A 26,002-nucleotide genomic window follows, 5' to 3' on the forward strand; every position below is an offset into this window, starting at 1 on the left:
CGTCGCGGTATGAAGGGCGCGGCCCTTCACAGTGGTCTTCCCGCCCGCGCTGGTTTCTCCGGCAAGCGATGCGCTTTCGGCATTGAGCGTGAGGTCCCCGTCACTGTGCGTGACCGACGTCGCGCCAGTGGTGAATGTCCCCGCCGTTGCGGTCAGTCCTTTCGCCCCCGAAAGCGTACCGCTGTTGTTGAGTTGCGCGGCACTCAGGTTCAGGATGTCGTCACTGACCAGTTTCCCGCTGTTATCCAGCTTGCCGCTGGCGACAATCGTGGCGTTGCTTTTCGCGCCAGTGTCACCTTTCAGGGTGACATTACGACCGTCAATCACAAGCGTGCTGCCGCTCGTCATGGAACCGGTGCTGTTGATGTCGGTCCCCGCGATGCTCAGCGTGTTGCCCTGAAGGGTACCGTCGTGGGTGAAAACCCCGGTATTGAGGACGACATCCGAGCCTGCGGACAGCGAACCCCGCGTATTGAGGCTACCCGTTGTGGATGAAAGTGATTTTCCGGCCACGGTGCTGCCGTTGAGCGCGGCATTACCGGTCGCATTCAGCGTGACGTTACCGCTGGCGTTGGTTTTCCCGCTACTTTCCTGGGTAAGAGACTGACCGCTTAATGCAACATCCGTGGCGCTCAGATTTCCGCGCTGGGTGATCGCCCCACCTTCCGCCGAGAGCCGATTTCCGGCCACCAACGAGCCGTCAAAGATCGCACTTTGCGTCGCGGTGACAGCAAGATTACGCCCGGCCCCGGCCTGAGCCTCTGTGCTTTGGGTGAGTTGCTTTGCGCGTAGTGTCGTATCCCGCCCGGCAGAAAGCGACCCGCCATTCTGTGAGAGCCCCCCACTACTGGATAACTGAAGATCCTGACCCGCAGAAATCTGAGCGCCATTCAGAACCAGCGCCTCTTGTCCGATCGCAACGATGTCGCCACCCGCTTTGTGATCGCCTGTCAGGGTAAGACTTTGGCCCTTCGCCGTGAACGCCCCGCTGGACAGGCTGTTGTACACCACCAGCTTGCCGCTGGCATCAAGACTGATATCCCCCTGCCTCGCGTTCAGGTTGCCAAGGTTTACCCCCAGCCCTTTTTCGCTGGAGACCAGATGAATGCGGTTGGCGTACATCCCGCCCAGCGCGCCGGTATCGACCGCCACCTTCGGTGCGGCACCTTCACCTTTCATCGCACTCACGCTACCGTTTGCCGCCACGCGATTGGACCCGGCAATGACGTTCAGGTTTTTTGAATGCAGACTGGCGTTAATCTCGGTGGCACGAGAAATAATGGCGACAGCATCGCTCTGGCTGCCATCCAGACCAGCACCTTCAATGGTGATGCTGCCTTTGGTGACATCCAGCGATTGCAAAGTGCCATCAGTGCCCAGTACCGGTTTACCGGTGGTCAATGTGGCATTCGGCGTATTGATAAACCCGCAGCCGTTGCAGGTGATGCCATAAGGGTTAGCGACCATCACGTTCGCTGCTTTGCCCGCCACTTCGGTATAGCCCTGAAGCTGCGAGCGGTTTGTGCCGGTCACTTCGTTAATAATGCCTTTGGCTTCCTGCCCGGCTTTCAGGTTCGGGTTGTTCTGGATGATGCCGCCAAGCTGGGTCTGATTAAGCTGCCCGGTGGCGTTGTTAAGGATCAGTCCCTCTTTCCCGACGTTGTAATCGTTATATTTGTTGTGGGAAATCCCGGACTGATTAGGCGTTGCGATATTCACAACCGGCACACCGTTTGCCGCCTTATCCAGTTGCGTCGTTCCGGTGGGGGTGAGCGTCGCCGCGACGGCGGGAAGCAGTGGCTGTGTGGCTAACAGCGCGCTTAGCAACGCGCTCAACACGCGCTGTGAAAAACAAACCTGATCCTTTTCCATCTTCCCTGTCCCTTAAAAAGCCACCGCCACGCGGTAATAAATATTCAGATGATCCGGTGCTAACCACGCCGGGTAATCCACCGGTATTCCTAGCGTGAACTGGCTGGAGAACCAACGGTTAGCACTGGTCAGCCCAACCGCAGCGCCCCAGAGCGTGCCAGAGGCGTAGCGATCAAAGCCGTCTTTTTTAAGCCAGCCGCCATCGAATGCCGCCAAAGCCCCGATCTGCCCAATCCAGGGCAACGAGAAGAGCGAATAGTTGAGTTCGTTACGCCAGTAACCACCGTTATCGCCGGAAATATACTGTTCTTTAAAACCGCGCACGGACGCCTCGCCTCCCAGCGTTAAGCGTTCGCTGCCGTACAGTCGGTCTGGTGACCACTGGAAATAGGCGCTGGAGAGCCAGCTTAATGTGGCCGTGATGGGTTGCTGATAACTGCCGTTGACGCTCCATTTGCGAAATTCCGCTTTCGGCACATCGCCGTGCTTATCGTGGTCATCTTCCGCGCCCATCCACGGCACGCCCTGAGTGAAGGTCGGATTGAAGGTGGCAACGCCCGAGATAATTTTCTGCGTGTGGTTAATGCCAAACGAAATGCTGGAGAGCCTGCGACTGCTGGTCGCCAGCAACACGTTATCGAGATAGTTATGGTTGATGCGGTGGGTAAAGCCGATAGCGGCGCTGGTTTTGATATCCCCGTTACGGAAAAGCACCCATGAACCCGCCAGGCGGTGCGTTTCGTTATCACCAGTGGACCGCCAGAGATAACCCCGGTTGTCGAGGGTGCTGAGATAGTTGCTCCAGCTGTAGCTGTAATCAAATAGCCCATATCCATAGGGCAGGCTAACGCCTGCCGCGAAGTTTTGCGCATCCTGACGGTTTGAAAAATCGCTACTCCTTCCGCCGCTCACAAACCACTTATCCGCCAGCCCCAGCACGTTATTGCCGAATAAAGCGCCGTTCAGTTGTCCGGTTCCGGTGCTTTTTTGCCCGCTATTATCAAAACTCACCGAGCCGCTGAGGGGAAATTCGGGCGTCGCCGTCAAATTAACGACCGAGTAACCAGGGTTTTCACCCGGCAAAATTTCAATCTCAACCGGTGTTTGTCGAACCCGATTGAGCTGCTCCATACCTTGTTCGATATCCCGCAGATTCAGGATCTTGCCTTCAAGCCCTGGGAACGTCATTTTCAGGGTACGCTCAGGCACGCCTTCAAGGCGGATTTGCTGGAGTTTGCCTTCCAGTACGGCAAGATGCAGTACGCCCGTAGAGAGATCTTGTTCCGTTAAAAACGCGCGGCTGGTGATATAGCCCCGGCTGATATACCAGTCGGAAATGGAATGAGTCAGCGTATTAAGCCGCGCCAAATCCAGACATTGGTTGATCCACGGTGCAGTAAGCCGGGCGGCGGCAGAGGGGGTAATCAGAGTGGTGCCAGTCAGTTCGATACGTTTAATAACGAAACACGGACCCTGGGCTGCAGTGGCCTCGTCTGGCTTAACCTGGCGCGGTAATACCACGCTGCGTTCTAGCTCTTCGCGCTGACGCTGGTTCTCGTTCAGAAGTTGCTGCTGCTGTTGCTGGATAGTATTTCTGTCTGCTGGCGACAAAGGGGCTGCCTGCGCAACACAAGACGCTATCAGGCCAAGGCCTGCCAGCACGATTATTACCGACGTTTTCCCTAACACCACCGTAGCTCCTGCCCAAAGTCCGTTTTCAAACTTGACTGTCAAAAAACGAGCAACTTATGTCAAAAAGTAAATGGTGTAAATGTCAGTAAATGAAAATCAGATTGTTTCTGCGCTTTTTAAGATTTTTACCAAGCCAGGCAAAATGGGCAGCAATAAAAATGAAATGGACGCTATAAAAAGCGTCCAGATGGATGACTATCAGTAGCAGTTCAACTCACACTAATTCGCGGAGTTGCTCACGCATATAGGAAGAAAAGTATTCGGGATTTTTGATAACAATGTGACGACCAGACTCGATCTTTTCAGCCCAGCCAGCCACCTTATTTGTAAAACCGGTATCCCATCCTTCCTGGACACCACGAGTTGTTACATCGTCTGCGCTTGCGGGCACACCTAGCTCTTTCAGATACTTCAACATCCCCTTCGCGGTACTTTCGTCCATTGACTGTGGCTCTGACACAGATGTATTCATACCACCGATGAAATCCAAAGCTTTATCAATTACTGCCGGCATAGTCTTATCCTTAAAATTAACCACGTAACGAATAAGATTCTTGTATGACCTAAATTGGCTGACAATTCCACGAGACCGTTAACACTTTTACACTTTCCTCTCAGAAAAGAGGCGGTGTTTTGATTCTGTCGGGCAAAGAAATCGACCTGCCCTGCGACTACCTTCGTCACCTTAGACAAAACGCATGTCAAAACTAAAGAAATCCCCCATCGCGCCGATCATCATCCGTGTGTATTATTTCCTGTAGTAGTGGCAACAACTAACCTTAACTCAAATACTTAAGCGCCAAAGCGAAAGGCATCATGAGCACACCGATCAAACGGCTAGAAATCATTAAAAATGCTATCGAGCTGGAAGATGACGACATCATCCTGAGCCAGCTGGCACGGCTGAAAAGCGAAGCGTTTGGCGATGAGCTACAGGCAATCGTCACGGCGCTTGAGAGTAAAAACTACACCGCTGCCATCACCGCCATCGTCAACTGGTTGCAGAGCCAGCGGGCGATAACCCAGTGGCGCGATCCGCAAGTGGCGGCCAGCAAACTGGAGCTGAAAGCGCTGGAAGAGCGTCTGCGCGATCTGATTGATCGCCGCAACGCGCGCGTACAGCAGCTTGATGAGTTCAACGATCTCTATTTCTCGCGTCTTGGTCCACTGATGAAGCAGATCCTCTCTCTACGCAAGACCCTTGCAGAGCTGAATTTGCGCCGTCAGCAGGCAGAAGCACGCCACCGGGAAGAAGACTATCGCCGTTGCCAGCAATATATGGCACAGGCAGTGGAAGTGCTGGCAACGCTCACGCAGCGTTGGCGCAACCTTCCCGCTGATTCAGTCCAGGCCAGCGAGGTTCGCAAGCAGCTTCATCAGCAAAGCAACCTGATTGCTAATTTGCTGGATGAGGCGCAGGAGCTGGAAAATGGCCTGACGCGTGAAGAAGAACCCGCCCGACAAGCGCGAGATGAGGCCAACGAAGAGTACGAGAAATATCGCGAGCAGCATCACGATGCCGAAGTCCGTCTGCGTAAGGGCAAAGATCTCTCGGAAGAGGATCGCAACGAGCTGAAACGGCTCTGGCGTCAGGCGAGCAAACTCTGCCATCCGGATCTGGTGGCCGACGATTTGAAAGATGAAGCCAATACCATGATGGTGCAGCTCAACCAGGCCAAACAGCGTGGAGATGTAAAAGCGATCCGTTCATTGGTGGCCCGTCTGCAAAAGGGGTTCGAACCACTGATGGCAAGCGACAGGCTGAACGATCTGGAGCGTATTCGCAAAAAAATGACGCAGGTGCGCGAACAAATCGACACTCTGGTCAACGAACTGGCGGAGCTGGAAAAAGAAGAGTCCTGGCTGCTGGTCTCCTCGCTGAACAATATGGAAGCCTATTTTGCCCAGCAGGAGAAGGCGCTGCACGATGTGCGCGCCGCGCTCGAACATCAGGTGAGCGAAGCGCAGCTGGATTCCGCAGCCTGAATTTTAGCGTCTACTTCGCGTGCCAGTATGCGCTGGCACGCACCAGGTGTTGATCAATCGCGTCGGTTTCAAACTGACGGCTTAGATTTTTAACCACCTTCCCTTCGCCGGTCAGCCAAATAAAGTAATCCTCAGCCGGTACGCTTAACCGCACCAGATGGTCTGTAATCGCCTGCTCGCTGTGGCCCACAATCCAGGTGATAGGGAAGTCGCTCAGATGTGCCAGATAGTCCTTATAAGTTTCTTCGCCTATGGTGACCACCGCATGGATCTCAGGACGCACCGCCAGCGTAGCTATCCCTTCTAAACGGCGACGCAGCGCGGGCATACCGGACTCATCGCACACGTACAGTTGCCACGCATAATCTTCCGGCACCACCAAAGAACCACGCGGCCCGCCGATGGTCAGCTTATCGCCCACTTTTGCCTGCACCGCCCAGTTGCTGGCGACGCCGCCGTCATGAACGAAGAAATCGAGCACCAGTTCGTGACGCGCCTCATCGTACAGCGGCGTATAGTCGCGCGCCTGCGGGCGAACGCCCTCGCCCCAGTCAATGCCTTCATCGGTGACAACCGGCGGTACAAAGGTGGCACCGGGTGCCGGGAAAAAGACTTTGGTGTGGTCGTCAAAACCTTGTGAACTAAAGCCGTCCAACGCCTCGCCGCCTAAGACGATGCGCTGAAAACCGGGGCTCACACGCTCGACGCGGAGCACGTTTAGCTCGCGAAAACGCAGCGCATTACGGACACGCTGTGGGTAACGGGTAGAGGTCATTTTTATCCCTTCATGCAGTGAATACGATATATCTAAATTAGTTTTAAATGATAATGATTGCTAATAATCAAGATTGCAAGAATTTTTAGATTGCATCTAAATATATTTTAGATATAAATTAGATATATCAAATTAAAGAGAAAAGACATGCGACATTCCCACGAAGGCAGCGGACGCCGTCAGCGCTTCTTTGGTCACGGTGAGCTCAGGTTGGTTATCCTGGACATTCTGACCCGCAGTGCCAGCCACGGTTACGAGATGATCAAAGAGATCGAAAGCATGACTCAGGGCAACTACGCGCCGAGTCCTGGCGTTATCTATCCGACGCTCGATTTCCTGCAGGATCAGGCCTTTATTACCATTACGGAAGAAGAGAACGGGCGTAAAAAGATTGCCATCACCGTTGCCGGACAGCACTGGCTGGATGAAAACCTGGAACAGCTTGAGAACATTCAGGCACGTATAAAAGCCCGCTGCGTGGGATTCCAGTTACGCAAAAACCCGCAGATGAAGCGGGCATTAGATAATTTCAAAGCCGTTCTGGATATGAAGGTTAACCAGGAAGGACTCAGCGACGTGCAGCTCAAACACATTATCGGTGTTATCGACCGCGCATCGCTGGAGATAGCCCAGCTCGATTAAGCCAGCGTGTCCCCGCGCACGCGGAAGACTTTCACCAGCTCTTTTAAGTGCATCGCCTGATCGTTAAGCGAGGCCGCTGCGGCAACGGACTCTTCCACCAGCGCAGAGTTCTGCTGGGTGGTGGAATCAATCAGGCCAATCGCGCTATTGATCTGCGAAATGCCCTCGGTCTGCTCGTGGCTGGCCTGACGGATTTCACGCAGAATCATATCCATCTCCTCCACGTTCCCAACCATGCCGTTAATCAGCCCGCTGGCTTTTTCCACCAGGTTCATCCCGTCTTGAGTCTGGCTGGTTGAGCTTTCAATCAGCTGGCGAATTTCGCTGGCCGACGAGGCACTCTTCTGCGCCAGTTGACGCACCTCACCTGCAACGACGGCAAATCCGCGCCCATGTTCACCGGCACGTGCCGCTTCCACCGCCGCGTTCAGCGCCAGAATATTGGTCTGGAAGGCAATGGAATCGATCAGGTTGATGATGTCAGACATGCGGTTAGAGGTTTCATTAATCAGGCGCATTTTTTGCGTGACCTGCTTCATCATCTCGCCGTTGTTTTTCACTACGGTGGCAGCATCTGCCGAGAGCGTGGTCGCTTCTCCCGTATGCGCGGCGGTATTTTTCACCGTCGCAGTAATCTGTTCCATCGAGGCTGCGGTTTGTTCAACGGAGCTCGCCTGCTCCTCGGTTCGTGCGGCCAGATCCTGGTTGCCTGCCACAATCTGCGCCGCCGCGCTGGAGATATTCTCCGAGCCGGATTGCACCTGCTGCACAATTTCCAGCAGACGGGTTTTCATCTCCATTAAGGCGTGCAGTAGCAGGCCCGTTTCGTCTTTGGAGCGTGTGGAAATATTACGGGTTAAATCCCCTTCCGCGATGGCTTCCGCGAAGGAAACCGCCTCTCCCAGCGGACGCGTAATCGAACGGACGATAAACCAACCCATCGCGCTTGCGGCCACCACGCTTATCAGCGTGAGTAAAATCAGCATCAAGCGATTAGTGCTGAAGTCGCTATCAACCTGCTTACCCGCGCTTTGCATCTCGGTATTTTGTACTGCGATCAGCTCCTGCACCTTGGCTTTATAAGCGCGTTGCAGGTTAACGGTGTTGGTCATCATCTCCTGAATCGCTCCTGCGCGATCGTTGTTCTGCACGGCTTGCAGAATGCGATAGCGAGAGTCGAGATACTGCTGACGCACTTCACCGATCCCGGCCAGGATCTGTTGTGATTTTTTATCCTGCAAATCCCGGTTCAAATCTTTGAGAATGAGTGTGATCTGCCCGCTGATCGCCTTCAGACGCTGCTGCGACTCCCCGGCATAGGTTCCCTGGTCATCCAGTAGCATGAGCTGTTGAGTGCTGACAAATTCCTGAAAATTATCGACCAGCTGGTTAGCTTTTACCGTCGTGGGGTAGTCGTCGGAAATAATGGATTGCATACCGTTATTGGCCCGATTCAGGCTCAAAAGGGACAAGCTCGCGCTTGCCACCATCAAGACAATAAAGAACCCAAAGGCCAGAAATAATTTTGTGCCGATCTTTACGTCATGTAAGAACATATATACTCCATCAATGTGATTATTTCTCAGACGATCTTCGTTATCGGTAACAGATTCGCTAACTTTATGAGATTGATCGTTTTTTTATTTAATAATCATATTATGGATAGGCCACACCTATTGAATTATCCGCATCGATCGTTATATAGCCTCTGCGACAAGTATCTCAAAACACAATTAGGTGAAATTGCCTTAGGTTGTTATAAATAACTTTGACGATTACTTTAGTTATTTAATATTAATTTAACAATGTGCGATCATTATTCAGACATAAAATGAAATAAAAAAGCCGTTTATTCCCAACGAAATAAACGGCTTTACTGGAACGTTATTGAATCAGTGGAGCACAGTCACCGCATCTTCCAGACGCCCGGCTCGGTGTTTCACCATCGCCGAGACGCGGGCGCTCTCTTCCACCAGATCGGCGTTTTTCTGGGTGATGCTGTTTAACTCAGCCACCGCGCGAGTCAGATCGGAGAGACCCGTCGCTTGTTCAGACGTCGAATGGCTGATTTGAGCGATCAGTCGCGTGACGTTTTGCACCTGCTCGACAATGTCATCCATCGTACGTCCCGCCGCATGAACCTGATCGGAACCAGACTGCACCTTGCTGGCGCTGGCATCGATTAGCTTACGGATATCATTCGCTGCGTTGGCGCTGCGGCTGGCCAGATGACGCACCTCGCCCGCGACGACCGCAAAACCTTTACCCTGCTCACCCGCTCGCGCAGCTTCCACCGCCGCGTTCAGGGCCAGAATATTGGTCTGGAAGGCAATGTCATTGATAAGTTTGGTGATTGAACCGATACGCTGGGTGCTGTCGGCGATTTCATCCATCGTTTTCACCACGGTCTGCATCGCGTTACCGCCCTCACTTGCCGCCCCGCTCGCCGCCATAGAAAGCTTGTCGGCGGCAACGGCGGTTTCAGAGTTGCTCTGCACAGAGGCCGCCATCTGATTCATGGTAGTCACCGTCTGCTGCACGTTGGCGACGGTCTGGCGGGTACGGTCATTAAGATCTTCATTGCCCTTAGCCAGCTTATCGCTGCCGTCACGCACGCTCACCACCTGGCTCGACACATCATTGATCAACCAGCGACACATCAGGCCCAGTTGGCCAACCGCGCGCAACGTTAAACCCAGCTCGTCGCTGCGGTTAAGGTGTTCCACGCTGTTGCGCTCACCGGTCGCCACCTTTAGTGCCTGACGTGCCACATTCTCAATGGGGCGGACGATTTGCTGTTCGAATAACATCGTCCCCAGCAGCATGACCACCGCACTGGCGACAAGCGCCACCCATCCCGCATGGCTCGCAACAAGCGTCGCGGCAAGCACCGCAAACAGGCCTGCCATCACGCTGCGCACCCGCCAGCGCAGCGGCATCGCGGGCACTTTGCCGAGCAAGCCCTTACCCACCACCAGTCCTTTATGAACCCGTTTCTTGCAGCGCCCTTCGTTCAGGGCTTTGTACAACGGCTCAACCGCCGCGATTTCGTCAGCCGTAGCGCGCGTGCGAATCGACATGTAACCCGTCATCTGACCGTTACGCACCATCGGCACGGCGTTCGCGCGCACCCAATAGTGATCGCCATTCTTACGGCGATTTTTGACGATGCCGCTCCACGGCTCACCTTGCTGGAGCGTGTACCACATGTCGGCAAATGCCGCTTTCGGCATGTCCGGATGGCGCACCAGATTGTGCGGTTGCCCCAGCAGTTCATCGAGTTGATAACCGCTCACCTGCACAAAGGTATCGTTCGTGTGGGTCATCACGCTGTGCAGATCGGTGGTGGACATTAAGGTGGTATCGTCGTTCAGAGGATACTCGCGCTGAGTGACGTACGGTTGAGAGGACATTATCGGCATCCCTTGCAGGTTATTTGAATGTTAATTTTGTGGATTAATCTTATTTCGGCGGTGAACAGTTTATCTTTAGTTGTTAAATCCGATCGAGATCGCAAATTCCAGTTAAACCGCACTTTTTGTACGCTTTTCTAATTGATTGATTTGAAATACTTTCTCTAAGAAATTACCTACAAAGCTTTACCTGTTAACGCCTCCTTAATAAGCATGTGACGCACCACATCAGTGCACTTGACCCAATCGAGCGCAGAAGCCGATCGCGCCAGCCCAGCGGCAACGCTTCTGTTCCCACTCCCGGCACGATTAAATTTTGCGCAATATTGGGTTGCGCAGGCGTTTATCTTGATTTTCGTTAAGTCATCGAAGGTGGCGTAATCCCTGCAATACTTAAATCAGTATCATGTGATACGCGATTCCCCGGAGCTTATTTTGAACAGGTTACCTTCCAGCGCCTCGGCTCTTGCCTGTACCGCGCACGCATTGAATCTCATTGAAAAGCAAACGCTTGATCATGAGGAGATGAAACAACTTAACCGAGAGGTGATTGAGTATTTTAAAGAGCATGTGAATCCAGGGTTTTTAGAGTATCGAAAATCTGTTACCGCTGGCGGGGATTACGGAGCCGTAGAGTGGCAAGCGGGAAGTCTGAATACGCTTGTCGACACTCAGGGAGTAGAGTTTTTAGATTGCCTGGGTGGTTTTGGAATTTTCAACGTGGGGCACCGTAATCCAACTGTGGTTTCCGCCGTACAGAATCAGCTCGCCAAACAACCCCTTCACAGCCAGGAATTGCTCGACCCGCTTCGCGCTATGCTCGCGAAAACGCTAGCAGCCTTGACGCCTGGCAAACTGAAATACAGCTTCTTTAGCAACAGTGGGACGGAATCGGTCGAAGCGGCGCTTAAGCTTGCCAAAGCGTACCAGTCGCCGCGCGGCAAATTCACCTTTGTGGCCACCAGCGGCGCGTTCCATGGTAAATCGCTGGGCGCGCTGTCGGCCACTGCCAAATCCACCTTCCGCAAACCGTTTATGCCGTTGCTGCCGGGCTTCCGCCATGTGCCTTTTGGCGATATTAACGCGATGCGCACCCTGCTGACCGAATGCCGTAAAACTGGCGATGATGTCGCGGCGGTGATCCTGGAGCCGATTCAGGGCGAAGGCGGCGTGATCCTGCCGCCGCTGGGCTATCTGCCCGCGGTGCGCAAGCTGTGCGATGAGTTTGGTGCGCTGCTGATCCTGGATGAAGTGCAAACCGGGATGGGCCGCACTGGCAAGATGTTTGCCTGCGAGCACGAGAACGTTCACCCCGACATTCTCTGTCTGGCCAAAGCGCTCGGCGGCGGCGTGATGCCGATTGGCGCAACGGTCGCCACCGAAGAGGTGTTCTCGGTGCTGTTCGATAACCCTTTCCTGCACACCACCACCTTCGGCGGCAACCCGCTCTCCTGCGCGGCGGCGCTGGCGACCATCAACGTGTTGCTTGATCAAAACCTGCCTGCGCAAGCCGAGCAAAAAGGCGACATGCTGCTGGATGGTTTTCTGCAACTGGGCCGTGAATATCCGGATCTGGTACAGGATGCGCGCGGTAAGGGCATGCTGATGGCAATTGAGTTTGTCGATAACGAAACCGGCTATAGCTTCGCAAGCGAGATGTTCCGCCAGCGGGTTCTGGTCGCGGGAACGCTTAATAACTCCAAAACCATTCGCATCGAACCGCCGCTGACGCTGACCATTGAGCAGTGTGAGCAGGTGCTGAAAGCAACACGTAAAGCGCTGGCAGCACTGCGGGTGAGCGTGGAAGAAGCGTGATCTCAACGCCCCTTATGCACAGGGGCGTTTATTTCAACCTTGATAATATTGTATATGTAATAAAAAATCATCATCAGGCACTATCAAAAATGGCCTAAAAAAATAAAAAAGATAATTAATATTATATTAATAAAAATAGCTTTTACCTTATAACAACCTTTTAAATGTTCAAAAAAACCACATTACTGGCGTAAAATTGAAATATTCATAACTGACAACTATGAATCATTGGTTAAAGTCTATTTAAGAATTCCTAATGCCAAATACCATGGCAATACCTTGATATAATATTATTATACCCTTAAAATAAACACCGCAAATCTAATGTGTATCAAAAATCACTATTTATTAATCACCTTTACACGAGTTGAATTATTTCTTAATAAAATTGATTTTACACATCATAGACGCAAACACTCCGGGAATGGCATTGATTGTTTCAGTTTGGCAGAAAAATATTAACTTAAAAGGACTTGTATGAAAAAGCATGTTTTAGCAATGGTTGTTGCTGCCGTTATGGCAAACGGCATGGTCATGAGTGCGCAGGCGGAAAGCACAACAGTAAGTGGTGGTACCGTTAATTTCGTTGGTCAGGTGGTTAATGCCGCGTGTTCAGTCGCAGCAGATTCTGTTGACCAAACCGTCATCCTGAGCCAGGTACGCACCGTAAAACTGACCGCAGCCGGTATGCTGGCGAATCAGAAAGAAGATTTCCATATTAAGCTGGAAGATTGCGATACCTCAATTAGCCAGAACGCAGCCGTTATCTTTAACGCACAGCAGGATGCAACTCAACCTGGCGCCATGGCAAACACGGCGGGTGCAGGTTCTGCCCTGAACGTCGCGCTGCAACTGTTTGGACCAGATGGCAAAAATCTGAATCTGGGTACGACCTCTTCCGCTGTCGGTTTAATTAACGGTGAGAACATTATCCCACTGAGCGTTGACTACATCGCAACAGGTGAAGCAACACCAGGTAATGTCGCGTCTACCGCAACCTTCCAGATGGTTTATTCCTAATCTGGTATTACTTATTACCACCATCTCCTTCGCATGTATTTGCGAAGGAGATTCATCATATTAATGCATTCAACCCAGTTCATATAGATTAAATACATAGGCGTCACCTAGCTTTTTATCCAACGTATTCAATTAAGTGATTAATAAATGACACGATTCACCCGAAAAACTTTTGTGAGTACATTAATAACAAATACTCTTTTCATTGCGGCGACTGTGACGACAACGGCTCAAGCAGGAGGAATTGGGCTGGGTGCAACGCGAATTATCTACCCTCAGGGGGATAAACAGATATCGCTTCCAGTTACAAACACCTCTGAAAGTAACGTTTTTTTGGTGCAGTCATGGGTTACTAATGCAGACCAAAGCAAGTCTTCGGACTTTATTATCACCCCTCCTCTTTTTGTTATGCATCCTAAGAAAGAAAACACCGTGCGTATCATGTATGTCGGTCCTAATCTACCAACAGACAGAGAAAGTGTTTTTTATTTCAACAGTAAAGCAATACCCTCTGTGGATAAAAGTAAGCTGCAAGGGAATACGCTGCAAATTGCCACGCAAAGTGTCATTAAGCTTTTTATTCGACCTAAAAAGCTGCCAACACTTTCAATTGATGCCCCCAAAACCCTGCGCTGCCAGATGACGAATGGAAAACTCACCATCAACAACCCTTCGCCTTACTACGTCTCGCTGGTGCAGTTCAAAGCAGGTGCCTCGAAGTTAGCCAACACGATGGTTGCACCAATGAACAACCTGATTGTGGATATCCCTGCCGGTCAAAGCGGCAAAGTGAGTTTCCAGACAGTGAATGATTTTGGGGCCATTACCCCTGTTCAGGCATGCCCTGGCGCATAACGTTTTTCAGGAAGAATTTAGATCATAGCGGGTTACAGCAGGCTGAAACATATGAAGTCTAAAAAGCAGAAGACAAGGATTGTCCTTCACCGGTTAGCCTCTCTCACATTGGCTATGCTGGGTGCTATGGCATCCCTCAACGCAAGCGCAAGTTATTATTTTAACCCCGCGTTTCTCTCAAGCGACCCTTCTGCGGTGGCTGATTTATCACGTTTTAGCGCTGCCGGACAAGCACCTGGGGTCTATCGGATTGACGTATGGCTGAATGAAAATTTTCTGGCCTCGCGCGATATGACATTCAACGTGCGTAAGACGTCAAAACCGACGGATGATGATACCGGCTTGTCGCCCTGCCTGACGCTAAAAGCGCTCGATACGATGGGTGTGAATACCGATGCCTTCCCGGCATTAAAAGGTGACGGCGCAAATAGCTGCGTTGATATTTCTTCTCTTATTCCAGCGGCCAGCACGATGTTCGATTTTGAACATCAGCGTCTGGATATCAGCATTCCGCAGGCGGCTTTACGAAACAACGCGCGGGGTTATATTCCACCAGAACAGTGGGACGAAGGCATCAACGCCCTGATGCTAAATTACGACTTTACCGGCTCGCATAGCCGCAATGATGGCGATTACGGGTCCACCACCGATAACTACTTCCTTGGCTTGAACAGTGGATTAAATCTCGGACCTTGGCGTCTGCGGGATTTTTCAACCTGGAGCTACAGCGGCAGTGGATCTAAGACCTACAGCAGCTGGCAACACATTAAAACGTACGTGGAACGCGCCATCATCCAACTCAAAAGCAAACTGACGATCGGTGAGAATTACACGACGTCAGAGGTTTTTGACAGCTTGCCATTCCGGGGCATGCAGCTTAATTCCGATGACAATATGCTGCCAGACAGCATGAAAGGGTTCGCGCCGACGATTCGCGGCATTGCTAAATCAAATGCTCAGGTCACCATCAAACAAAATGGCTACACCATTTACCAGAGCTACGTTCCTCCTGGTGCTTTTGCCATTAATGACTTGTTCCCCACCTCTTCCAGCGGGGATTTGGTCGTTGAGGTAAAAGAATCTGATGGCACCGTGGACACCTACTCGATCCCCTATTCCGCCGTGCCCGTTTTACAACGTGAAGGCAGCATTAAATATTCAGCAACCGTGGCTCGCTATCGCAGTAACAGCGATCAGCAAGACGATACCAACTTCATACAAGGTTCGCTGATCTGGGGCCTTCCTAAAGGTTTTACAGCCTACGGCGGCACCCAGCTGACAGAAAAATACACCGCGTTTGCAGTCGGAACGGGCGTTAACCTGGGGAACTTTGGTGCCGTTTCGGCAGATATCACTAACGCACAAAGTGAACTTGCGGATGGAAGCTCACACAGCGGGCAGTCCGTGCGTTTTTTATATGCCAAATCGCTGAACAACCTTGGCACAAACTTCCAGCTACTCGGGTATCGCTACTCAACGTCAGGCTTTTACACCCTCGACGAAACGACGTACAAGCAGATGAAGGGCTACGTCGGTCAGGATAATCCAAACGAACAGAACGAAGATGACACCCCTATCTGGACGGATTACTACAACCTCTATTACACAAAACGAGGGAAAATCCAGGCAAACATCTCTCAACAATTTGGCAATGCTGGCTCAGTGTTTGTCAACGGTAGCCAACAAACGTACTGGCACACTGACGAAAAAAACACGCTGATTCAGTTAGGCTACAGCGGAACGGTTAAGGGAGTGAGTTATAACCTGACCTATAACTACAACAAAGCGCCAGGAATGAGTGGAAGTGACCGAATATATTCATTCACACTCTCGTTCCCACTGAGCTTGTGGCTGCATCCTGGTGGTGATGTCACCAAAAGACTCAATAGCATTTATGCCACCTATGGAATGAGTTCCGATAACGACGGCAGGGTAACCAATACCGCCGGGCTCAACGGTACGCTGCTTGAAGATAACAATATGAGCTATAGCCTTCAGCAGGGCTATCAAAATCAGGGGGCAGGTGCCAGCGGTACAGCCAACGTGGAATATGACAGCGCATATGGGAATGCGAATCTGGGCTACAACTACAGCGATAACGGTGATTACCAGCAGGTCAACTACGGACTCAGCGGTGGTATTGTCGCTCACCGGAATGGAATTACGTTCAGCCAGCCGTTAGGTGACACTAACGTTCTGATCGCTGCGCCAGGCGCAAGCAACGTTAAAATTGAAGATGGCCCCGGCATCCACACAGACTGGCGAGGTTATGCCGTCGTGCCTTATGCCAGCGCCTATCATCGTAACCGAATGGCGTTGAATACCAATTCTCTCAGCGATGACCTTGATATTGATGAGGCGGTGACGCACGTCGTCCCAACCCAGGGGGCGCTTGTCCGTGCGACGTTTAAAGCCCGAACCGGAACACGCGCGCTCATCACACTGATGCATCATGGCCAGCCGGTACCCTTTGGCGCTATCGTGGCTCGCAGTGATGAGGGTGGCGATACCATTGTGGGTGATAACGGTGAGGCCTATCTTTCCGGAATGGGTACACAAGGATCTCTGAATGTGCAATGGGGAGAATCCAACGATAAGAAATGCGTTGCCGTCTACCAATTACCTGAAACTAAGCAGCCCCTGTTGCGTTTAAAAGCGGAGTGCAGATAAGTGAAGTTGCGTATCTTTCTTTTTTTATTGACCCTTGCATCTTCGTCAAGCTGCCTGGCGGTAATTTGCCGTAACTATACGGGCACCGTCTCGACGGTTAATTACGATCTAACAACGACATTAACAAAAGAGCAAAACCAAATGGGGCAGGCGGTAGAGCTGGTAAAATCCCAAGATGTTAACGTTAATGCCATATGCGCCTCACACTCTAACGGCGATCAACGTACCTGGCGTTCTTATAGAACGACGTTCCCCGTTATCTTTACTGAAGATCAGTGGCAATATATGAACCTTGACCCGGTTTATATTGCAGGTGCAATGCGCATCACCGACTCCGACATCGGCATTTTTTACCCGCCCGCAGATTATGTTCACATGGGGATAGATGCCAGAGTAGATATGGAAGATACACATACTCCCTTCCCTGTTTACGACTCCAACCTTGTGTTCAGAATTAAAATAATCAAACCCTTTATTGGTACCGTGATTATCCCTAAAAAAGTGATGTTCAGTGTGTATGTCACCACCACGAACACTGATCCACTAAACACGATTGTGTATCAAATAACGTACAGCGGCGCGGTCACCGTGCCGCAAAACTGTGTCATTAATGCCGGACAAACGATTACTGTAGATCTCGGGAAGCTAAACAGTTCTGCCTTTAACGCGGCAGGACAAAAACCCACTAACGCCCCTGTGAAAACGTTCAATGTTCCTATTGAATGCAATGCAGACGTGATCTCACCGGCTCATCTCACACTACGCCTGGTTGCCAACGCTGACAGCCGCATCAGTGACGCGCTGGCGACGGACAATGCGGATGTGGGCGTCGTGGTGGCGAAGGAAGATGGCACGGTCATGATACCTAATGATACCTCCAGCACTGCTGATTTCATTACCGATGACTCAGGCCATGCAGATGTGACATTAAAAACCTACCCCATCAGCACAACGGGTAATACCCCAGCAGAAGGTGTATTCACTGCCCTTGCCTGCCTGCGAATTGATTTTGCGTAAGGCCATAAAATGAGAATTTTTACTTTTATTTCCGCCATGGCAATAATGTTATGGCTACCTACGACACAGGCCGATGACAGTTTATCGACGAATCTTCAAATATTCGGCACCATTATTGGCGAATCATGTGAAGTGGATGTAAACAGTAAAGAACAAACTGTTTACCTTGGTGCGTTTGATCTCAGTGAATTTCCAACAACGGGCACAACAACGTCGCCAACGCCCTTCACAATAGATCTAAATAATTGTTCCAGAGCCATTAACGGAACAAAAGTCTGGTTTAGCGGCACGCCGGACATTAATAATCCCGATCTTTTAATGTTGAGAGATACTGGAAGAGGGACAGAGCGCGAAATGGCCACTGGCGTTGGCGTGGAAATTCTTGATACAGATAATCAGCCTGTCAGCATTAATAATAAGGAGTCCAGCGTTTACCCTCTTGTTCAGGGCACCAACATCTTAACCTTTTATCTTCGTTATAAATCAACGCTACCCGAAGTGACGCCAGGAAACGCCACTGCCATTATGTATTTTGATTTACTTTATCAGTAGGTTGCTGAAATGAAAGACTACATAAAAATATTATTCACCGCTCTTATGGTGGCGTCACTCTTGCCTGAATGTACACTGGCTCACGACGGCACAATTAATATTACGGGTATTATCACCAAAAAAACATGCAGTATTTCGCCAGACTCGCAAAACCTGACGGTGACGATGGACAGTGTACCAGGCACCTACTTCACAGAGGCCGGCATGGGGGCCGATTATCATCCCTTTACCATTAACGTCGAAAACTGTGCGGGAACAGAAGGTTCAATCAGTGTGAGCTTCGAAGGGATACCTGACGAGAATAACCCGAATTTACTGACATTAATTGGCGGTGAAGCCTATGCAACGGGCATCGGTGTAGGGATTTATAACCAGGATAAAACAATGATTCCGATGGGCAACAAAAGCCAGGATACCCTGATTATGCCCGGACAAAACGAGGCTGCTCTCCACTTTTACGCCCGTTATATTGCCACGGGAGACACCGTAACAACCGGAACAGCAAACGCCACGTCAACCTTTATCCTGAACTATGCATAACACCGCCATCGTGAGAACGGGAATTCTTGCCGTGCTTTTATGGACTGTAGCCCTCCAGGTTCATGCAGGCGTAACGATCGGTGGAACGCGTTTTGTCTATCCCGAAGGGGAAAAGTCCATCAGCTTTTCGGTACGTAACCCCTCTCAGCAATCCTATCTGATATACACCAAAGTCGAACCCGGTGGAGCATGGCAGGGGGCAGATGCACCGCCGTCAATACACACCGCCTTCGTGGCCACCCCGCAACTTTTCTCGGTACATCCAGCGCGGGAGAATACGGTACGACTGATTTTTACCGGCGGAGGTTTGCCCGCCGATCGTGAGACGCTATTCACCTTGATCGTTGCTGCGATCCCTTCCAGCAACAACCACTCGACAGGCGTGCAAATGGCAGTGCGCTCACGCTTCAAGCTTTTTTATCGCCCCGCCGGGCTGACCGGACCACCAGATGATGCCTGGAAGGCCATAAGCTGGTCGAGAAGCCAGTCGAAGGTAACAATTAACAACCCGACCCCCTATTACATCACGCTGTTTAACCTGAGGATCGGGGACAAAAGTATCGATGATGCAGGAATCGTTGCGCCCTTCAGCCAGCGTTTACTGGACGGTTGTCAGACCACGAAAACATGCCAGATTCGCTGGCAAACGATTAATGATTACGGCCGCATTATGCCTGTAAAAACGCAAACCCTTGTGCCGTAGTCAGCGACTTCTCCCCCTTTTGACGGAATAACATCATGAACGTTTCAACCTTCCTCTGCCGTGTTTCACCGCTGCTGTTCGCCATGCTCGCATTTCCCGCAATCACGCGTGCAGAACCCGCCACGCCGATTCAGGTAGAACAAACAGGAAAATTAGCGGAAGCGTATTTTGCTGCCCACCCGGAGCAAATCGGGGAAACCATCGCGACGTATCTTGCCGAACATCCTGAGTTTTTGGTTGCCGCCGGTGAAAGTCTGCGCCAGCGTCAGCAGATAGCGCAACAGCAGGCTATCGTGCAAAATGTCGTTATCCATCGCGATCGGTTACTTGCCGCCGGCGACCCCGATGTCGGGCCTAAGCAAGCGAAAGCTGTCGTGGTTTCTTTCGTGGACGAAAAGTGCGTGAACTGCAACGTTACACAAGCGCTCATTGATGCCAACCCGGATGTCCGTTTTATATTTAAAAAATTGCCTGCGGCCGGATCTTCAGAAAAAGCATTCCAGGACAATATGATGCTACTCAAGCAGGTCGGGTTTACAAATATACCTGCGTTTATTGTCCTGCCTCAGGAAGAAAACCCCGTTATTCAGAGAATTAGCGTTATGTCTGGAAAAATATCCTCCGATGCATTAATCATGGCGATCCAGAAAGCCAAAGGTTGAATCCAACATTTCCTCTCCCCGATGACGAGCGAAAGCACGTCATCGGGGATTAACCTACTCCGGCATCAACCCCACGAAGCTGCGTTTCTTGCGCGGCTCCGACATCAGCGCTTCCAGCTTATCGACACACGCCAGGTAGTGAGGCGTTTTCTTATGAGCCAGTACCGCCTCGTCGTCTTTGTAGGCCTCGTAAATAAAGAACCGGGTTTTCACCCGCGGGTCCTGCAATACGTCAAAGCGCAGGTTGCCCGGCTCTTTGATCGCTCCCTCGTGGTTGGCACGAAACACGTCCAGAAACTCGTCCACGCGCTCCGGCTTAATATTGATTTCGACTAACGTCACGTTCATTTCACCTCTCCTTGTTTTTCTTCCTGCCAGAACTGGAACGCCTCGCGGGCGCTCATGTTCTCGTGTACCACTTTTTTTACCGACTTGAGCATGGCAAGCGGGGCGCTGGACTGGAAGATGTTACGCCCCATATCCACGCCGGATGCACCCTGATCGATAGCGCGGAAGCACATCTCCAGCGCCTCGTGCTCCGGCAACTTTTTGCCCCCGGCAATCACGATTGGCACCGGACAGCTGGCGGTGACCTTTTCGAATCCTTCCTCAACGAAATAGGTTTTCACCACCTGCGCGCCCATTTCTGCGGCGATGCGGCTGGCAAGCGAGAAATAACGTGCGTCGCGTGTCATCTCTTTGCCCACGCCGGTGACGGCCAAGGTCGGAATACCGTAGCGGTTACCCGCGTCCACCAGCTTGATAATGTTGCTGATCGACTGATGCTCGAACTCGCTGCCAATATAGACCTGCGCCGCCACCGCGCAGACGTTCAGGCGCAGGGCATCTTCCATGGCTACCGCCACGCACTCGTTCGACAGCTCGCCCAAAATGGAGTTACCGCCGGATGCGCGCAGCACCACCGGTTTGTTAGTCGCGGGCGGCACCTGACTGCGTAAAATACCGCGCGTACACATCAGCACATCGGTTTCGGCGAACAGGGGCGCGATGGAGAGATCGATACGCTCAAGCCCGGTGGTTGGCCCCTGAAAATAACCGTGGTCAAAGGCCAGCATCACCGTGCGGTTACTTTTTGGGTTGAAGATACGCGCCAGCCGGGACTGCATGCCCCAGTCCAGCGCGCCGCAGCCTTTCAGGGTGAACGGCACGTTCTGCTGCGGCGTGCCGATGCCAAAATCTTTACCGTCTTTGATGTCGTCTAAATCAGCCATTTTGTCCCCCGTCAAAAGTCGTATTTGTCGATATTCTCTTTGGTAAACACCACGCGCTCCGGCAGCAGCACGATGCCGTTGCCCTTCGCCTCATACTGGTAGCCCTGCACGCTGTTCGGCTCGACTTTCAGCACGCCAACGCCTTTTACGTCCACGCTGTCGCCCACGTTAAGATCGCCTTTTTTCAGTAAACGATCGGCGACATTGACCGCAATTTTGCCCTGTTGCACCACGTCCCACAGGCCGAAGGCTTTGACCGTGCCGCGCTCGACGTAAGGGCGCATCACGTTAGGCGTGCTGAAGCCCACAATCGCCACCCCTTCGCGCTTCAGGTTTTCTGACGCCTGGGCCGCAGCGGGCAGCGCGTTGGCATCCGGCGCGATAATCGCATCCAGATCCGGATAGGCTTTTAAGATCCCTTCGGCGGTTTGCAGGGATTTGGTGGCGTCGTTATAGCCAAACTGGGTGGTCACGACCTGCCACTGAGGATGGTCTTTTTCGATTTTGGCCTTCGCCTCTTTCACCCATTGATTCTGGTCGGTAACGGTGGGGCTGGAGTAGAAAAATGCCACTTTGGCATTCGGTTTAGTCACCTGCTTTCCGGCCATTTCCACCAGCAGGCCGCCAAGCTGTTCCGGCGTGCCCTGATTGATGTAAATGCTGCGACATTCAGGCCTGGTATCAGAATCCCAGGTCAGCACCTTCACGCCGCGCTGCATCGCGCGCTTGAGCGCCGGACACAGGCCATCTGGCGATACGGCGGAGACGATAATGGCGTTGAAGCCCTGGTTAACGAAGTTGTTGATGAGCTGCACCTGCCCGGACACGCTCGGCTCGGTCGGGCCGTCGTAGGTCACATCCACGCCCAGATCTTTGCCTGCCTCTTTTGCACCGTTACCGCCGCTGGTAAAGAAGCCGACGCCAACCAGTTTCGGGATAAACGCAATACGATCCGCGGCCTGGGCCGACGCCACGCTAAGCGCTATCGCCAGCACTATCAGTTTTGTTTTCATCTTAAGCTCCGGGTATGTTTTGTGAGGAAAGTACGCACCCATTCGCGGTGCAAGCTCAGAGAGCGTCCCATGACCACGACAACCAGCAGCGCCCCTGACAGCGCGCTCGACACCTGGTTAGGAATGCCGACCATCTGTAAACCCTGTTGCAAATACCCCACCAGCAGCGCCGCCAGTGCAGTACCGATTACCGAACCTGAACCACCATAAATATTGGCCCCGCCAAGCACAGCAGCGGTGAGCGCCGGCATCAACAGGTCGCGCCCCAAATCCGATCGCGCCGAGCCGAAATAGGAGACCATCACCAGCGCAGCAATCGCCGACGCCACGCCAACAAGCCCATACAGCGCATACGGCATGCCGTTGACCGACAGCGCCGCATAGCGCGCCGCGCGCGGGTTTTGCCCAATCAGGAACAGATGTCGACCAAAGCGCCCGCGATGGGTAATGAGCCAGAAGAAGAACGTGATAACCGCAAACAGCACCAGCGGGATTGGCAGGCCCAAAACGGTGAGATTCGCAAACGCGGTAAAGCGGTCCGGGAAGCCGCCAATGCCCTCGTATCCGGTTGCGCCAGCCATGCCGGAAAGCAACAGCGCCCCGCCGCCGTAGAGATACAGCGTACCGAGGGTTATCACCAGCGGGCTGATGCCGGTGTAGTGGATGAGCGCCGCGTTAAACAATCCGCACAGCAGGCCGAGCAGTAGCGTCAGCGGGACGGCAATCATCATCGGCAGACCGGACTGCATCATCATGCCCAGCGCAATCGCACACAGGCCGACGGTAGAACCCAGAGAGATATCAATCCCGCCGCTGATAATCACAAGCGTCAGCGGCAGCGCCACGATGCCGATGCAGATAAAATCGCTGGTGCTAAACAGCAGCATATTGATATCCAGCATCCGTGGATTAATCGCGCCAAAGAGCAGGATCTCCAGCACCAGCAATATCAGCAGCGTGATTTCCCAGTTAAGCTTCATTTACGCCACCTCTTTTTTGCGTTTGGGAAACGGGGTGACGTGCTTCCCCCCTTTATTGCCCGGCTGGAACCGGCTGTACTTCAGCGCCCGCTGATGACGCGTCAACGCCTGACGCAATCGCCCGTCGAGCACCAGGACGCCCAGCAGGACTAAACCAGCAATAAAATCGTTCCACCACGCCGGAAGCCTGAACAGCACCAGCACGGTATCGATTTGGGTGAGGAAGAATGCGCCGAGAAACGCGCCGACAAGCGTGCCCGTGCCGCCGAGCAAGGAAATGCCGCCCAGCACGCAGGCGGCGATGGCTTTCATCTCCAGGCCGCTGCCGGTCTGGTTGGGCACAAACCCGATTTGCGACGCAAAGACGATCCCCGCGCAGGCGGCGAGCATGCCGTTCAGCGTGAAGGCGATCATGCGCGTGCGGTTCACCGCCACGCCGAGCTGGCGCGCGGCGGCCAGGTTATCACCGACGGCATAGAAATCCCGGCCAAAGGCGGTGCGCGACCACAGCCAGGCGCTAACGCCGGACAGGATCAGCACCAAACAACCGAGCGGCGACACGCCGACCGCAATCGGCTCCGAAAGCGATTTCAGACTGGGCGGTAATCCTTCAATCCATTTTCCGCCGGTCCACAGCAGCATGCCGCCGCGATACAGCCCGAGCGTGCCGAGCGTCGCGACAATCGCCGGAATACGCAAGCCGACGACCAGCAGGCCGTTAAAGGCTCCTGCCAGCGCGCCAATCAACAGCGCAAACAGCATCGAAATTGGCAGGCTATAGCCGTTGTTTAGCGCCACCCCGACCGCAATCGCACACAGCCCGACGGTCGATCCTACGGACACGTCGATGTTGCGCGTCAGCATCACCAGCGTCGCACCCAGTGCCAGCAGGATCAGAATCTGCGAGCTGGCAAAGATCATCCCCAGCGTCTGAAAGCTCAAATAAGCCGGGTTCAGCGCCACCAGCACGCCGAATAGCGCCAGAATGGCCAGGAAAGCGCTCAGTTCACGATTTTTCAGTAACGTCTTCATGGTTGCCCTCCGAAGGCCAGCGCCATCATGCGGTCAAGGCTAACGGCGTGGCGCGGCAGTTCACCGCTGAGCACCCCCTGATGCATCACCAGCACGCGGTCGGCCAGGCCGGGGAATTCATCGAGATCGCTTGAGATCATTAGTACCGCCACGTTCTGCGCCGCCACGCTTTTGAGAAGCGCATAGATATCTGCCCGGGCGGAGACATCCACGCCGCGTGTGGGTTCATCGACGATCAACAGCAGCGGATTGGCCTCCAGACAGCGTGCCAGCAGCACCTTCTGCTGATTGCCGCCGGACAGCGTGCGCACGGGCTGATCCGGGTGATTGAGCTTGATCCCTAGTGCGCGGTGATAACGTTCAACCACCGCCGCCTCGCGTTGACGTTGCTGCCATACGGAGGGTTCATTGAGCGCAACGGTGTTCCAGCGAATGGGCGCATCGAGGAACAAGCCGGAAACCTGCCTGTCTTCCGGCAGATAAACCAGACCTTTCTCCAGCCGCGAAAGCACCGAATCCCCGCCGATCTCCTGATTTTCCAGCCAGATTCGCCCGCCGCGCGTCGGGCGCAGCCCGTACAGCGTTTCAGCAAATTCAGTGCGCCCGGATCCTACCAGCCCGGCAAGGCCAACGATCTCACCCGCGTAGATCTCAAGACTCAGATCGATAAACCCCTCGCCCGTTAGATCCTCAACCCGCAGAACCGGGAAGTCCTGCGCCTGCGTGCGTCGATTACCCGGCAGCGCGAGCCACAGCTTTTGCGTATCGCTCAGACCCTGCTCCCGGCTGACCGGCGTCATGGCGGCGATCAGCGCGTTGTCATCAAACTTTGCGGTCTCCCCGCTTAGCACGATCGCCCCGTCGCGCATCACCGAGACGTGGCTGGCAAGCTGGCGGATCTCGGGCAATTTGTGCGAGATAAATACAATTCCTACACCCTGCTCCTGTAGCGCACGGATCTGGCGAAACAGGCGTTCGGTTTCGCCGGGCGTTAAAGAAGCCGTGGGTTCGTCGAGGATCAGGATCCTGGCCTCACGCATCAGCCCGCGAAGGATCTCCACCATCTGCTGATCCGCCACTTCTAAGGTGCTGGCAGAGGCGTCAAGATTGAGCTGGCACTGAAGTTGCTGGAGTTTATCGCCGAGGCGCTGTTCGAGGTTTTTATCGCGTGGCAGGCGAAACAGGATGTTTTCGCGCACGGTCAGATTGGGAAACAGCATGGATTCTTGCGGCACCAGGTAGATACCCAACTGATGCGCCTGACCGGGCTTGAGACGCGCAAAAGGCTTGCCCTCGACGTAAAGTTCACCGTCGTCGGCGTTTTCCACCCCGGCGATGATTTTCATCAGCGTCGATTTACCCGCACCGTTACCGCCCATCAACGCATGGACCTGCCCGGAAAGCAGCGTGAAATCAATGCCTTTCAGTACCGGTATCCCCGAGAACTGTTTGTGGATACCGCGAGCCTCAATCAGTGCCGTCATCATCGCTCCGCTTTTGAACAAATGATTTTTTAATTTAATAATGTTCA

At 52.9% G+C, this 26,002-nt stretch carries 22 protein-coding genes and 1 pseudogene; 11 read left to right on the plus strand and 12 right to left on the minus strand.

Annotated features, from left to right (window positions below):
- Nucleotides 1-762: 762 nt before the first annotated feature.
- The 3 genes and pseudogenes from AC6EMZ_RS11455 to AC6EMZ_RS11465 form a co-directional block, all read right to left on the minus strand.
- A pseudogene (locus tag AC6EMZ_RS11455) lies at nucleotides 763-1,872 on the minus strand (filamentous hemagglutinin N-terminal domain-containing protein); the annotation flags it as partial.
- Nucleotides 1,873-1,884: 12 nt separating this feature from the next.
- Nucleotides 1,885-3,561, minus strand: a complete 1,677-nt coding sequence (locus tag AC6EMZ_RS11460) for a ShlB/FhaC/HecB family hemolysin secretion/activation protein (RefSeq protein WP_498402824.1) — start codon at nucleotides 3,559-3,561, stop codon at nucleotides 1,885-1,887.
- Nucleotides 3,562-3,778: 217 nt separating this feature from the next.
- Nucleotides 3,779-4,078: a DUF1889 family protein gene (locus AC6EMZ_RS11465; protein ID WP_498402609.1), complete on the minus strand. Its 300-nt coding sequence runs from the start codon at nucleotides 4,076-4,078 to the stop codon at nucleotides 3,779-3,781.
- 302 nt (nucleotides 4,079-4,380) lie between these two features.
- Between AC6EMZ_RS11465 and AC6EMZ_RS11470 the strand changes: the two genes are divergently transcribed.
- Nucleotides 4,381-5,550: a DNA repair protein gene (locus AC6EMZ_RS11470; protein ID WP_498402610.1), complete on the plus strand. Its 1,170-nt coding sequence runs from the start codon at nucleotides 4,381-4,383 to the stop codon at nucleotides 5,548-5,550.
- Between the two features lie 10 nt (nucleotides 5,551-5,560).
- On the opposite strand, the gene AC6EMZ_RS11475 is transcribed toward AC6EMZ_RS11470, so the two are convergent.
- Nucleotides 5,561-6,325, minus strand: a complete 765-nt coding sequence (locus AC6EMZ_RS11475; RefSeq protein ID WP_498402611.1) for a siderophore-interacting protein — start codon at nucleotides 6,323-6,325, stop codon at nucleotides 5,561-5,563.
- A 147-nt stretch (nucleotides 6,326-6,472) separates the two neighbouring features.
- Here AC6EMZ_RS11475 and AC6EMZ_RS11480 point away from each other — a divergent pair, with 147 nt between their 5' ends.
- Entirely contained in the window at nucleotides 6,473-6,967 is a 495-nt protein-coding gene (locus tag AC6EMZ_RS11480; protein ID WP_498402612.1) for a PadR family transcriptional regulator, read from the plus strand.
- On the opposite strand, the gene AC6EMZ_RS11485 is transcribed toward AC6EMZ_RS11480, so the two are convergent.
- Together AC6EMZ_RS11485 and AC6EMZ_RS11490 are read right to left on the minus strand one after the other, a co-directional pair.
- Nucleotides 6,964-8,523 carry a methyl-accepting chemotaxis protein gene (locus AC6EMZ_RS11485; RefSeq protein ID WP_498402613.1) on the minus strand — a complete coding sequence of 520 codons (1,560 nt, stop codon included), beginning with the start codon at nucleotides 8,521-8,523 and terminating at the stop codon, nucleotides 6,964-6,966. The genes AC6EMZ_RS11480 and AC6EMZ_RS11485 overlap by 4 nt on opposite strands.
- 336 nt (nucleotides 8,524-8,859) lie before the next feature.
- The gene (locus AC6EMZ_RS11490) at nucleotides 8,860-10,380 is read right to left on the minus strand and encodes a methyl-accepting chemotaxis protein (protein WP_498402614.1); all 1,521 of its coding nucleotides are present in this window, start codon (nucleotides 10,378-10,380) and stop codon (nucleotides 8,860-8,862) included.
- Nucleotides 10,381-10,815: 435 nt separating this feature from the next.
- On the opposite strand from AC6EMZ_RS11490, the gene ygjG reads away from it, so the two are divergent.
- From ygjG to AC6EMZ_RS11535, 9 genes are all read left to right on the plus strand, one after another.
- Nucleotides 10,816-12,195 (plus strand): putrescine aminotransferase, encoded by a 1,380-nt coding sequence (ygjG, locus tag AC6EMZ_RS11495; RefSeq protein WP_498402615.1) that lies wholly within the window; start codon nucleotides 10,816-10,818, stop codon nucleotides 12,193-12,195.
- 477 nt (nucleotides 12,196-12,672) lie between these two features.
- Nucleotides 12,673-13,215, plus strand: coding sequence for a fimbrial protein BcfA (locus tag AC6EMZ_RS11500; RefSeq protein WP_498402616.1), 543 nt, complete (start codon nucleotides 12,673-12,675; stop codon nucleotides 13,213-13,215).
- 147 nt (nucleotides 13,216-13,362) lie between these two features.
- Entirely contained in the window at nucleotides 13,363-14,070 is a 708-nt protein-coding gene (locus AC6EMZ_RS11505; protein ID WP_498402617.1) for a fimbria/pilus periplasmic chaperone, read from the plus strand.
- A gap of 51 nt (nucleotides 14,071-14,121) precedes the next feature.
- The gene (locus AC6EMZ_RS11510; RefSeq protein ID WP_498402618.1) at nucleotides 14,122-16,740 is read left to right on the plus strand and encodes a fimbrial biogenesis usher protein; all 2,619 of its coding nucleotides are present in this window, start codon (nucleotides 14,122-14,124) and stop codon (nucleotides 16,738-16,740) included.
- The gene (locus tag AC6EMZ_RS11515; RefSeq protein ID WP_498402619.1) at nucleotides 16,741-17,757 is read left to right on the plus strand and encodes a fimbrial protein; all 1,017 of its coding nucleotides are present in this window, start codon (nucleotides 16,741-16,743) and stop codon (nucleotides 17,755-17,757) included.
- 9 nt (nucleotides 17,758-17,766) lie between these two features.
- Nucleotides 17,767-18,309 carry a fimbrial protein gene (locus tag AC6EMZ_RS11520; protein WP_498402621.1) on the plus strand — a complete coding sequence of 181 codons (543 nt, stop codon included), beginning with the start codon at nucleotides 17,767-17,769 and terminating at the stop codon, nucleotides 18,307-18,309.
- Between the two features lie 9 nt (nucleotides 18,310-18,318).
- Complete coding sequence (locus AC6EMZ_RS11525) at nucleotides 18,319-18,849, plus strand: fimbrial protein (RefSeq protein WP_498402622.1); 531 nt, start codon at nucleotides 18,319-18,321, stop codon at nucleotides 18,847-18,849.
- Nucleotides 18,850-18,880: 31 nt separating this feature from the next.
- Nucleotides 18,881-19,552, plus strand: coding sequence for a fimbrial biogenesis chaperone (locus tag AC6EMZ_RS11530; protein WP_498402623.1), 672 nt, complete (start codon nucleotides 18,881-18,883; stop codon nucleotides 19,550-19,552).
- Nucleotides 19,553-19,587: 35 nt separating this feature from the next.
- Complete coding sequence (locus tag AC6EMZ_RS11535) at nucleotides 19,588-20,214, plus strand: hypothetical protein (RefSeq protein WP_498402625.1); 627 nt, start codon at nucleotides 19,588-19,590, stop codon at nucleotides 20,212-20,214.
- Nucleotides 20,215-20,268: 54 nt separating this feature from the next.
- On the opposite strand, the gene lsrG is transcribed toward AC6EMZ_RS11535, so the two are convergent.
- From lsrG to lsrA, 6 genes are read right to left on the minus strand one after another with little or no spacing between them, the layout of a single operon-like run.
- A complete protein-coding gene (lsrG, locus tag AC6EMZ_RS11540) occupies nucleotides 20,269-20,562 on the minus strand; it encodes a (4S)-4-hydroxy-5-phosphonooxypentane-2,3-dione isomerase (RefSeq protein WP_498402627.1) in 294 nt (97 codons plus the stop codon).
- On the minus strand, nucleotides 20,559-21,446 hold the full coding sequence (gene lsrF / locus AC6EMZ_RS11545; protein ID WP_498402628.1) for a 3-hydroxy-5-phosphonooxypentane-2,4-dione thiolase: 888 nt from the start codon (nucleotides 21,444-21,446) through the stop codon (nucleotides 20,559-20,561). The genes lsrG and lsrF overlap by 4 nt, the downstream gene beginning before the upstream one ends.
- A gap of 11 nt (nucleotides 21,447-21,457) precedes the next feature.
- On the minus strand, nucleotides 21,458-22,459 hold the full coding sequence (lsrB, locus tag AC6EMZ_RS11550) for an autoinducer 2 ABC transporter substrate-binding protein LsrB (protein ID WP_498402629.1): 1,002 nt from the start codon (nucleotides 22,457-22,459) through the stop codon (nucleotides 21,458-21,460).
- Nucleotides 22,456-23,439: an autoinducer 2 ABC transporter permease LsrD gene (gene lsrD, locus AC6EMZ_RS11555; RefSeq protein WP_498402630.1), complete on the minus strand. Its 984-nt coding sequence runs from the start codon at nucleotides 23,437-23,439 to the stop codon at nucleotides 22,456-22,458. Before lsrD ends, lsrB begins: the two co-directional genes overlap by 4 nt.
- On the minus strand, nucleotides 23,440-24,471 hold the full coding sequence (lsrC, locus tag AC6EMZ_RS11560; protein ID WP_498402631.1) for an autoinducer 2 ABC transporter permease LsrC: 1,032 nt from the start codon (nucleotides 24,469-24,471) through the stop codon (nucleotides 23,440-23,442).
- Nucleotides 24,468-25,955, minus strand: a complete 1,488-nt coding sequence (gene lsrA, locus AC6EMZ_RS11565; protein ID WP_498402825.1) for an autoinducer 2 ABC transporter ATP-binding protein LsrA — start codon at nucleotides 25,953-25,955, stop codon at nucleotides 24,468-24,470. The genes lsrC and lsrA overlap by 4 nt, the downstream gene beginning before the upstream one ends.
- Between the last annotated feature and the right edge of the window lie 47 nt (nucleotides 25,956-26,002).

Source organism: Enterobacter sp. SCRI0065, assembly GCF_059766475.1.

What these genes read in the sequence shown, in the direction of transcription:
- AC6EMZ_RS11465 (WP_498402609.1), bottom strand. Translation starts at nt 4,078, where the DNA reads ATGCCGGCAGTAATTGATAAAGCTTTGGATTTCATCGGTGGTATGAAT.
- AC6EMZ_RS11470 (WP_498402610.1), top strand. Translation starts at nt 4,381, where the DNA reads ATGAGCACACCGATCAAACGGCTAGAAATCATTAAAAATGCTATCGAG.
- AC6EMZ_RS11475 (WP_498402611.1), bottom strand. Translation starts at nt 6,325, where the DNA reads ATGACCTCTACCCGTTACCCACAGCGTGTCCGTAATGCGCTGCGTTTT.
- AC6EMZ_RS11480 (WP_498402612.1), top strand. Translation starts at nt 6,473, where the DNA reads ATGCGACATTCCCACGAAGGCAGCGGACGCCGTCAGCGCTTCTTTGGT.
- AC6EMZ_RS11485 (WP_498402613.1), bottom strand. Translation starts at nt 8,523, where the DNA reads ATGTTCTTACATGACGTAAAGATCGGCACAAAATTATTTCTGGCCTTT.
- AC6EMZ_RS11490 (WP_498402614.1), bottom strand. Translation starts at nt 10,380, where the DNA reads ATGTCCTCTCAACCGTACGTCACTCAGCGCGAGTATCCTCTGAACGAC.
- AC6EMZ_RS11500 (WP_498402616.1), top strand. Translation starts at nt 12,673, where the DNA reads ATGAAAAAGCATGTTTTAGCAATGGTTGTTGCTGCCGTTATGGCAAAC.
- AC6EMZ_RS11505 (WP_498402617.1), top strand. Translation starts at nt 13,363, where the DNA reads ATGACACGATTCACCCGAAAAACTTTTGTGAGTACATTAATAACAAAT.
- AC6EMZ_RS11510 (WP_498402618.1), top strand. Translation starts at nt 14,122, where the DNA reads ATGAAGTCTAAAAAGCAGAAGACAAGGATTGTCCTTCACCGGTTAGCC.
- AC6EMZ_RS11520 (WP_498402621.1), top strand. Translation starts at nt 17,767, where the DNA reads ATGAGAATTTTTACTTTTATTTCCGCCATGGCAATAATGTTATGGCTA.
- AC6EMZ_RS11525 (WP_498402622.1), top strand. Translation starts at nt 18,319, where the DNA reads ATGAAAGACTACATAAAAATATTATTCACCGCTCTTATGGTGGCGTCA.
- AC6EMZ_RS11535 (WP_498402625.1), top strand. Translation starts at nt 19,588, where the DNA reads ATGAACGTTTCAACCTTCCTCTGCCGTGTTTCACCGCTGCTGTTCGCC.
- lsrG (WP_498402627.1), bottom strand. Translation starts at nt 20,562, where the DNA reads ATGAACGTGACGTTAGTCGAAATCAATATTAAGCCGGAGCGCGTGGAC.
- lsrF (WP_498402628.1), bottom strand. Translation starts at nt 21,446, where the DNA reads ATGGCTGATTTAGACGACATCAAAGACGGTAAAGATTTTGGCATCGGC.
- lsrB (WP_498402629.1), bottom strand. Translation starts at nt 22,459, where the DNA reads ATGAAAACAAAACTGATAGTGCTGGCGATAGCGCTTAGCGTGGCGTCG.
- lsrD (WP_498402630.1), bottom strand. Translation starts at nt 23,439, where the DNA reads ATGAAGCTTAACTGGGAAATCACGCTGCTGATATTGCTGGTGCTGGAG.
- lsrC (WP_498402631.1), bottom strand. Translation starts at nt 24,471, where the DNA reads ATGAAGACGTTACTGAAAAATCGTGAACTGAGCGCTTTCCTGGCCATT.
- lsrA (WP_498402825.1), bottom strand. Translation starts at nt 25,955, where the DNA reads ATGACGGCACTGATTGAGGCTCGCGGTATCCACAAACAGTTCTCGGGG.